The 9,426-nt window shown below is 37.3% G+C and carries 6 protein-coding genes; all 6 read right to left on the reverse strand.

Annotated elements, in window-relative coordinates; translation table 11 throughout:
- Nucleotides 1-277: 277 nt before the first annotated feature.
- The gene (locus tag AW17_RS22060; RefSeq protein ID WP_029280214.1) at nt 278-1,231 is read right to left on the reverse strand and encodes a DUF5007 domain-containing protein; all 954 of its coding nucleotides are present in this window, start codon (nt 1,229-1,231) and stop codon (nt 278-280) included.
- Between the two features lie 12 nt (nt 1,232-1,243).
- Complete coding sequence (locus AW17_RS22065; protein ID WP_029280216.1) at nt 1,244-1,927, reverse strand: hypothetical protein; 684 nt, start codon at nt 1,925-1,927, stop codon at nt 1,244-1,246.
- Nucleotides 1,928-1,952: 25 nt separating this feature from the next.
- Nucleotides 1,953-3,407: a RagB/SusD family nutrient uptake outer membrane protein gene (locus AW17_RS22070; protein WP_029280218.1), complete on the reverse strand. Its 1,455-nt coding sequence runs from the start codon at nt 3,405-3,407 to the stop codon at nt 1,953-1,955.
- A gap of 4 nt (nt 3,408-3,411) precedes the next feature.
- Entirely contained in the window at nt 3,412-6,870 is a 3,459-nt protein-coding gene (locus tag AW17_RS22075) for a SusC/RagA family TonB-linked outer membrane protein (RefSeq protein ID WP_167343711.1), read from the reverse strand.
- A 284-nt stretch (nt 6,871-7,154) separates the two neighbouring features.
- Complete coding sequence (locus tag AW17_RS22080; protein ID WP_029280222.1) at nt 7,155-8,369, reverse strand: FecR family protein; 1,215 nt, start codon at nt 8,367-8,369, stop codon at nt 7,155-7,157.
- Between the two features lie 65 nt (nt 8,370-8,434).
- Nucleotides 8,435-9,049 (reverse strand): RNA polymerase sigma-70 factor, encoded by a 615-nt coding sequence (locus AW17_RS22085; RefSeq protein ID WP_029280224.1) that lies wholly within the window; start codon nt 9,047-9,049, stop codon nt 8,435-8,437.
- Nucleotides 9,050-9,426 lie beyond the last annotated feature (377 nt).

The raw sequence follows: 9,426 nt of genomic DNA on the forward strand, positions 1-9,426 counted from the left end.
AAATCATATCTTATACACGCCTAATCCAGCTTTATCGTCCTGCTGAATTTATTTCAGCATCTTTTTAGCGTGAAAGACCCTGAAATAAATTCAGGGTGACGACCGCCTTAACTGAAAACTTGATTAAAACGTCACAAAGTGAGATTTAATAATCGAACTCAGGTTAATATAATGCCTCCGCCGATTGGGCTTTTAGCGCGGATACGTTATAATCCATTTAAAAAAAAATGCCCACCGATTATCGATGGGCAAAGGAATACTGAACAAGAAGCGAGCATTAATACTTTAGTTGAATCGTAATATTCCAGGTTCCAGGTTCATAAATTGCAAAATCGAACCAATAATTAAAGTATTTTCCAATAGCACTGCTGTTGTTATACATATCTATTCGTTCAGACCAGACCGGAATTCCGTTCCCCGTTGGTAAACCACCAATAACTGGTATAGGGACTCCAGGTGTTTCAATCTCCAAACGATCAGGAAACTCAGTATACTTATCTATTTTCTGAAGGCCTAAATTATGCCAATCTTTTAAATTTGGATTTGCCGCTGTACCATAATCATAGCCCAAAAGTGTTTTAGGGTCTATTGGGGTGCCATCCATTTTTAACGTTTTAATAATCAACTTAGTAGAACCCGTTGAAGCTGAAGCTTTTTCAATTTTAACATCAAGGCCACTTATGCCATCCACACCTGAAAAGGCGTAAGAATAAGGTCCTGCAGGTGTCGTATTTATGGTTAATGCATTCTTAATGATAAGTTCTCCGCCACTATTTTTAACTTTTATATCAAAAATATAACGCCCCTGAGGAAAAATAGTAGCATCCTTAGCTTCGGCATAAATAATGATTTGACCATTGGTTGGATTAATATCTATTGCCGGTCTTTTAATAGGAACCCTGATCTTATTAATTTGATCCAACGAAGTCTCTAAACCAATAGGTGTACCAGTCCAATAATAGGTATCCACTTTATAATTCATTAACTCGGTAAATTCCTTGCCATTTTCATCATGGATAGAAAGGATACTCGCTTCTATTGGTTTAGTGGATTCATCTAAAGCTAAAGCTGCAGACATAATGATTCCCCGTCCGGTAACCACTGTTAAAGTTTTCGTAGTATATGCTATTGCCGGACTAATAAATCCAACCTTTTCCTCTTTCTTACATCCTATCAGTAATGCTATTCCTATTACAAATAGCAAACAGGAACTCAAATAAATTCTTCTCATAATAATTTTCTATTAATTATCGTTAACTCTAAAATATTTCAGTTTTAGCCCCCCGCCAAAATTCGCCCCATCGCTTAAAACATGTAAAATGGCGTTTGCGGTAATTAAATTATGGGTTTGCATACCAGCTGTATAATTGATAGAATCTTTAAGTTTTATTTTTCGATGCTCATAAATCATATAATCTGCACTAGTTCTTACCGAACTACCTGGATTGGTAATGCCACTAACACCGTAAATAATTAAACTATCTGTGTTATAGTCTTTATAAGCTTTATTCTTATCTGAAACAGCGCGTTCTAAAGAAACCTGATCATTCACGAGAATAAATCGCTTCAATAACATTGTTAAAGTGTCTACACCAATTTTACTCAGTGCCCTAGGTGCCTGCTTATCAGAAGGTAAGAACCTACGTTGAAACCTCATGACTGCTGAATTAGGACATGCATAAAATGTAATATTAGATTGATTTACAAGTGCTTTCCCATTTGTCAAGTTGATGATTTTAACTAATGAATCGAACATGTGATTTTGCCTGCTCGCCAAAAAATCATAGGTAGACATATTTTTTTCAATATCTGATTGCCTTGATATTCCACCATCATTAAAATAGTCTGTCTTCTGGCATGAAGCAATTGCGAAACATAAAACGCAAATAGCAATTATGAATTTCGTTTTTGATATATAATTTTTCATACTAATTTTAAATATAATTTAACAATTACTGCCAGAAGCTATTTTGAGTGATGATATATCCACTTTGAGATATTATTGTCTGATTGATTGGCAGCAACCATGCACCTTTAGTATACCAATCTGCCTGAGTTATTTTGGAATAAGCCGCAAGTTTTCTTGTTCTAACGTAGTCAAAAAATGTTTGCCCTTCGCCTAGCAACTCTTTTCTACGCTCAAGCAAAATGGTATCTTGAAGGCTGCCTCCGCTTGTATATTCCCTAGCTTTTGCTCTTGCCCTCACTTTATTTAACCAGATTATAGCATCCGCAGGTCTATTTACTTGTGTACTTGCTAAAGCCTCTGCTCTTAGCAGCATAATATCGGCCAAGCGCGTAATGATAATGTTTGATTCGTTGATATTTTGAGAGGAGGTATCACCTTGAACCTGTAAAGTTCTGTACTTACCTAAGTAAGGACGGGAAGGATCAAAGTTTTTAACCGAATTAGTTAACCAGGTAGATTTACGTCCATCTTTCTCATTAGCTGGAAACATTTGCGCTAACAATGCTGGAGGTGGGCATAGCAGGAATTTTTCTGTACCCCCGCCGCCGTCAGACTGATCGGTGTACCATGGTCTTCCTAAAGTACGATTGTATACTTTATTTTTTTGCACTTCTTTTAACGAAGCATCGAAATTTAATTCAAAAATACCTTCCTGGGATTTTCCGATAAATATTTTTAACAATTGGGAGGTATCAGTAACAAGGCTATACTGCCCGTTGTTAATAACGCTATCGCAAAGTTTTTCTGCACCAGGATAATCTTGACCCCAAGCCAAAACATGGGCTTTTATTGCCCAAGCTGCACCTTTAGTTGCCCTCACGGCCCGATCTCCAACAGAATATGACGGTGCAAGATTGGCAATTGCCACATCTAAATCCTTTTTTATCTGATCAAAAACCTGCGCCTGCGGCATTCTTGCAATATTATCGATATTCACCGCGCTCAGGTTAATTGGAACATCTCCCCAAAAACGAGTAAGATAAAAATAGCTCAATCCTCTTAAAAAGCACGCTTCACCCAAACTCCTGCGTCTAGCGGTCTCATCATAATTTTGAATAGTAGGTATCTTCTCCAACACTAGATTACATTGCGCGATAACTCTATAAAATCCGCTCCAGTCTCCACCATTGTTATTTAATAGCGGAGCAATAGTATTAGTCGCAATTAAAGTTTCCGGCCTGGTGTTACTAGATTGACTATAGCTTTCGAATGTATTCGCGCGCACATCACTGAATAAAAACACTTTATCTGGCACCACTACACGTAAAAATGAATACGCAGCAGCAATAGCTTTATCCACATCGGCCGCGGTTTGAATTGCGTTAGCAGCCGTAGGCACCTGCACTACATCGGGATTGAGTACTTTCTGACACGAAAACAGGAGTATACCGCTTATTAAAAATAGGCTTGCTATTTTAGTTAATTTATTTTTTTTCATGAGATTAAAATTCAAAATTGAAACCTAAATTAAATTTCTTTGGCACAGGGTATCCATTACCAATATCGTAGCCAAAATAATCCACGTTTTCTGGATCAACTCCGGAATACTTGGTTATCAGAAAAACGTTCTCCAATCCACCAAAAACACGTAATCTTCTAATTTTAGCTTTTTGCAAAAACTTAGGTGAAAAATCGTATCCAAATGTAACATTGCTCAACCTTACAAAGCTTCCATCTTCTAAAAACAACGAAGTATTTGTTTCGTAATTACCAATAAAATCATAGCTTGAGAATAAATAATAGCGCCAAGGATTTAATACCGGATATTTCGCATTAGTATGAGTTGGGGTCCATACATCCAAATTGGAAACATCTAGCAAATTACGTTGTTCCCCAGGATAATTTACATTATTACTGGCCGTCCAGCTTACCGACTGAATTCGATCTGCCAGCACTTTATTATATACTTTATTACCTATTGAATAATTTAACAGGAAGCTAAATTGAAATGATGAGTTATTTTTTAGGCGAAAAGAAACCGTATTTGAAAAACTTCCGGTCACCTTAGGATTAGGATCCCCCATATAAACCCGATCACTATTTCCAGATCCATCAATCCGACCATCTCCATCTACATCAAGCAAATATATATCTCCTGCATGATAGGGATCCTGGGATGCAAAAGGACCTACCGGTCGCAATTTAGCACCCGTATAAGGATTAATTGGCACAGACGCCTCATCAGGGAAGACGCCAAGATATTTCAATAGATAAAAACCATTTAATGGCTTGCCAATTTGTAAATATGGCTGTCCAATGGCATAACCTGATCTGGAAATACTTCTTCCAAAGTCAGGAAGTTTGGTCAATTGATTTTTATTTGTTGTGGCGATTAATGTCATGCTGTATTGCAACCTCTTGGCAGGCGCTGTTAAATAGCCTGTAATGCCAGCTTCAAAACCTGTATTCAATACAGCTCCGCTGTTAACACTCTTTTGAGTATATCCGCTTGTGCTATTTAAAGGAGTGGTAAACAAGAATCCGTCTTTTGCTTTATGGTAATAATCAAAAGTTGCAGTTAAACGGCTGTTAAAAAACTCTAAATCTAAACCTGCACCATAGTCTTTTGAAGTTTGCCAAGTTAAATCAGGAATTTGCAGACCATTTGCGCCTGAATAATTTGGCGCCAATATTGGCGATCCATTATAGGTTCCAAGGGCACCACTACCCGCCCCGGTGTTATATGCACCTAAAGCCAGGTAGTTATCCTGATATTGCTGTCCAGCGGTTCCAATGCTAGCTCTTAACTTACCGAAGTTAAACCAGCTACCCACATGATTTGCAAAGAAATCTTCTTTGGTAAAAACCCATGCTGCAGAGGCTGACAGAAAAGCCCCCCACTGTTTATCTTTACCAAATTTGGATGAGCCATCCCTCCTGATTACTCCCTGAAAAATATATTTCTTTTTAAAATCGTAAGAGAGTCTTGAGTAATAAGATAATAATCCATAAGTGATATTATTTGTCTGTAAAGTAATATCTGATTGGGAATAACCTTGAATAACTTGCTGCGCATCGTTTGGTCCATTTACCCCACTACCAAAAATATTATCATTACTATTTGTGTTAATTGTATTACCAACCAAGAAATCAAAGGTATGCGCATTTGCAAAAGTATGATGTAATCTGATATTGGTCTCACTTAACAGATCTAGGGTTTCCTGCGAATAGTACGAAGATGATGCTTTACCGTTTAAATTTGCTGCCGAAGGGTTGAAGTTTCTTGTGCGATAGAACTGATAGCGAGCTGAACCTCTGGAGGATATATTAAGATAATCAGTTACATCGAAGCTGCCTTCCAATTGCGCTGAGAGATTCCTTGTTAAATCAATATTCACACCTTTGTTGTAAGACTGTAAAAACGCATCATAATAACCCGAATTAGGCCCAGGGGCAAATGAAGAAGAAAAGTTATTACCAACTACTGCAGCATTAAATGTATCTCCACGACGCTGACCGGCATCCTGCTGATTAACATTGACCCTGCCTGTAAAAGTTAGTTTTTTGGTTGGGTTGAAAATGCCTTGATAAGTTAATGAATAACGTTTATAACCCGAATTTAACACAACACCTTTTTCATTATAATAATCCGCGCCTAAACGGTAACTGGCATTTTCGGTTGCGCCACTAATGCCAAGGTTAACGCTGTACAACGCTGCATTTCTAAAATAGAGCTCTTGCCAGTTGGTAGAATTGTTATAGAAGCTATTTAAACTGTCTGTTAATTCAATTGGGGGGCTGGAAGTTCCACCACCGACTTTCGAACTTTGATAGGAATTAAATAAGTATAATTTAAAATTTCGCTCTGCTGCTCCACCATATGTAGCTCGAAGCTGAGGCGGTGTGCTTCCTCCAAATTGTGTATTTAAGGTTACAACAGGTTTACCTGCCTTTCCACGTTTTGTGGTGATGATAATTACTCCATTTGCACCTCTTGAACCATAGATAGCTGTTGCAGCTGCATCCTTTAATACATCTACGCTCTCAATATCAAAAGGGTTTAAACCTCCTAAAACACTTGAAATAGCTTGTCTAGGATTCGACGGATTGAAAGAGTCTTGATCTAATGGTACCCCGTCAATAATAAATAAAGGTGTACTTACCACGTTTGAATTAGCAGAACTAGAAAAGTCTGACAACCCCCTTATAGAGATATTGCTTCTTCCACCCGGTTGACCGGAATTGTTTTGAACAATTAATCCTGGAGCAAGACCTTGCAGTAAGCTTTCAATAGAACCACTTGGTCTGTTTTGTAATTTTTCTCCATCAACGTGACTAATAGAACTTGGATTATTGTGCTTATCTTGTTTGCCGTAACCAATAACAACTACATCGGTCAGATCTGATTCATCCCCTTCCAGAACAATTTTTAAATTTTGTGTACCTTTTACAGTTACTTCTTTTCTTTTATAGCCAATGTAAGTTAAGATCAGTACGTCACCATCTTCAGCATCTATACTGAATTCTCCATTTGAATCACTAATTTTCGTTGCATTTTTGTCCTTTACTCTAACTGTTACACCAGGTAAAGGCAAGCCTTTAGTATCAACGACTCTTCCTTTGATTAGCTTGAACTGAATGCCAACCAATGGTGATTCCTCTTCACGCTTTCTTACAACTATGGTGTTCTGATTGACCACGAATGTTAGCGGCTGGCCCTCAAAGCATTTTTCCAGTACGGAAATTAAAGGTTCATTTGTTACAGTAAGTGAAACCGGCTTAGTTAGTTTGATTAGCCGCGGACTATATAAAAATGTATACCCGCTTTGCTTTTTAATTTTGATTAAAAGCTGTTCTACAGATGCATTTTTTTCAGCTAGTGTGATATTTTGGGCAAATCCATTTGCACTGACCTGTAAAAATGCAGCAATCATTATCACAACGGTCAATTTTATGCGCATGATGATCTGTTTTTTATTATACAGCCGACTATTTTCATAGCGCGGCCAACAATGAATATTATTATTCATACTTTTGTTTAGTTTGGATTGATAATAAATGTTCTTAGAAAATTCATTGGGTTTTGGTCCAGACAAAATCTACCGTGGAGGTGGTTGAGAACATCTCCCGGTTTTTTATCCGGATAACCCTTAAGTGGCGTGTCGTTATCTCTTCATATGATTTAATTTAGTTTGTTGATTTAGTTTGTTGATTTGGTTATTTATTTGGTTTTCATAGGAAGATATCAATTCGCAAATACGCTGAGCTTTCGCCCATCTAATTTAAAATGCACCAGACCAGTTAATTCCAGTGTTTTAATAATTTCAGAAACATTTTTATAGCGGGTTACAGAACCTGAAAAATCTATATTACTAATGTTATTTTCATAAATGACTTCCAGATCATACCAACGTGCTATTTTACGCATTACCGTTTCGGCGCTTTCATCACTAAAAACAAAAAAGCCATCTTTCCATGCTGCAACCTCATTCACATCGACATTTTTAACCTCTAAAGTATAGTCGTTATGCTTTGCTTGCTGTCCTGGAAACAAAACAATCGTCCTTTTATTAATTAATGAGCGAATTCTTACACTTCCTTCCAGTAAGGAGGTCTTGGTAAATGCTTCCTCTTCATAGCTATTGATATTGAAATGAGTGCCTAGAACTTCAACCACCTGCCCTCTAGTTTGTACCCTAAATGGTTTCTCACTATCCTTGGCCACCTCAAAATAACCTTCACCGATTAGCTCTACCCTTCTTTCACCGCCATCAAAATTCACAGGGTACCTTAATGAAGATCCTGCATTTAGCCACACACTTGTTCCATCAGGAAGATTTACCCGGTACTGCCCCCCTAAAGGCGTCTGTATAATATTATACAGCCCGAGCCTATTCAGTTCGCTATTACCGACCATACTATAAACCAACTGACCATCCTCCTTCTTCACAATTCTAATACCTTCTTGATTGGCTACAACCCCTCCGGTATGCACATCATTAAGGTCTATTTTTGTTCCATCGCTAAGGGTTAATATCGCCTTATTTCCCCCCGGTTCAATATCATTTAAAACTCGACTCTGACTTACCCGCTTATCAAAAGGTCTGCTGTTGCTGGTGTAATAATAAAATAAACCTGCTGACAAAATCAAAAATAGAGAGGCTGCAATTGCCCATGCCATCTTAAAACTCTTCTGATAAGACTTAGGTTCTTTTATTGGAAATGGGATTACGGGCCTTTCAATATGATTTAATCCGTCCTCAATTCTTGAAATTAATCCAGCATCCACAACTATTTGATCATTCCTTTGTTCCAGCATTTCCTCCCACCAACACAAAACTATAAGGAATTCAGCTTTATCAGCGCTATCAAACCACTCCCCTAAAGTATCCTGCTGTTGCTTTGTAAAGTTCCCTGATAAGCTTATTTCTAATAATTGTTTTACTTCCTCCAAATCCATTATTATAATCCGATTTAATACTATGACAGGAAGAGCTTGGGATTGGACACCCCGGAGACAAAAAATTAATGTAAAATTCTGGTAGTAATGCAAAAAGCAATAAATGCGGTGAGATCTGCATGAACTTTAAGGTATTCTTTTAAATATTTTGTAGCGGCATACAGTTGTTTTTTAACCATTGATTTGGAAATATTCAACCTTGCAGCAATTTCATCCTGGGAAAGGTCTTCCCGAATACTCATTTCAAAGACATGTTTACGCTTGGGTGGAAGTGCATTAATAGCGCGCTGAATAATTTCGTTATACTGAGCATAAATGAAATTGTCATCAGTATTATTTACGACGAGATCTCTATGATGAAAAATATAATCAATAGCTTTTTGTCTAACCTTGCTGTGTTCGTGTATGTTAACCAATTTGTTCCTAGCCATGCTGTACAAATAGCTATTTAAAGATTTTATCGTTGACAAATCTTCCTTCCTTTCCCATATTTTCATAAACATATCGTGAAGAATCTCTTCGGTATCCTCTTTTGAATAACGAACAAATGGGCAGACATATAGATACAATTTTGGAAGATAAAAGACATATAGTTTTGTAAAAGCGGTGCAGCAGCCAGAAGAAGCTTCCTGTAGCAGCAAATTTTCCCCTTCCAGTGCATTTACACCTTTACCTTTCATCTTAAGTTTTATGTTTTATTTTGTTTACACATTCAAACATAATAATTTAATGTAACATTAATATAACTGACCCTATAAAATATACCAATACCAGGATATCTTCAAAGAAAACAAAAAAAGGAAAATTTGTTTTCCGCATCACACCTTACGGACACAAAAAAATAGGTGGTCAAGGGACCCTAGGTTTGTCATCGATGAATCTAAAACAAAAATCGTCCGGTTTATCTACGGAGCATATTCAAAGAAGGTACCACCCTGCATGATTAAACAAAAGGCTGAAGAACTCGGATTTGACAGAAAGGGTAACATGGCCATTGAAAAGATTTTAACCAATGCCGAATACTCAATAACCTGAGTTCGACAATTATTTGCTGAAA

The organism is Pedobacter borealis DSM 19626 (genome assembly GCF_000708285.2).
GTDB classification, from domain to species: domain Bacteria; phylum Bacteroidota; class Bacteroidia; order Sphingobacteriales; family Sphingobacteriaceae; genus Pedobacter; species Pedobacter borealis.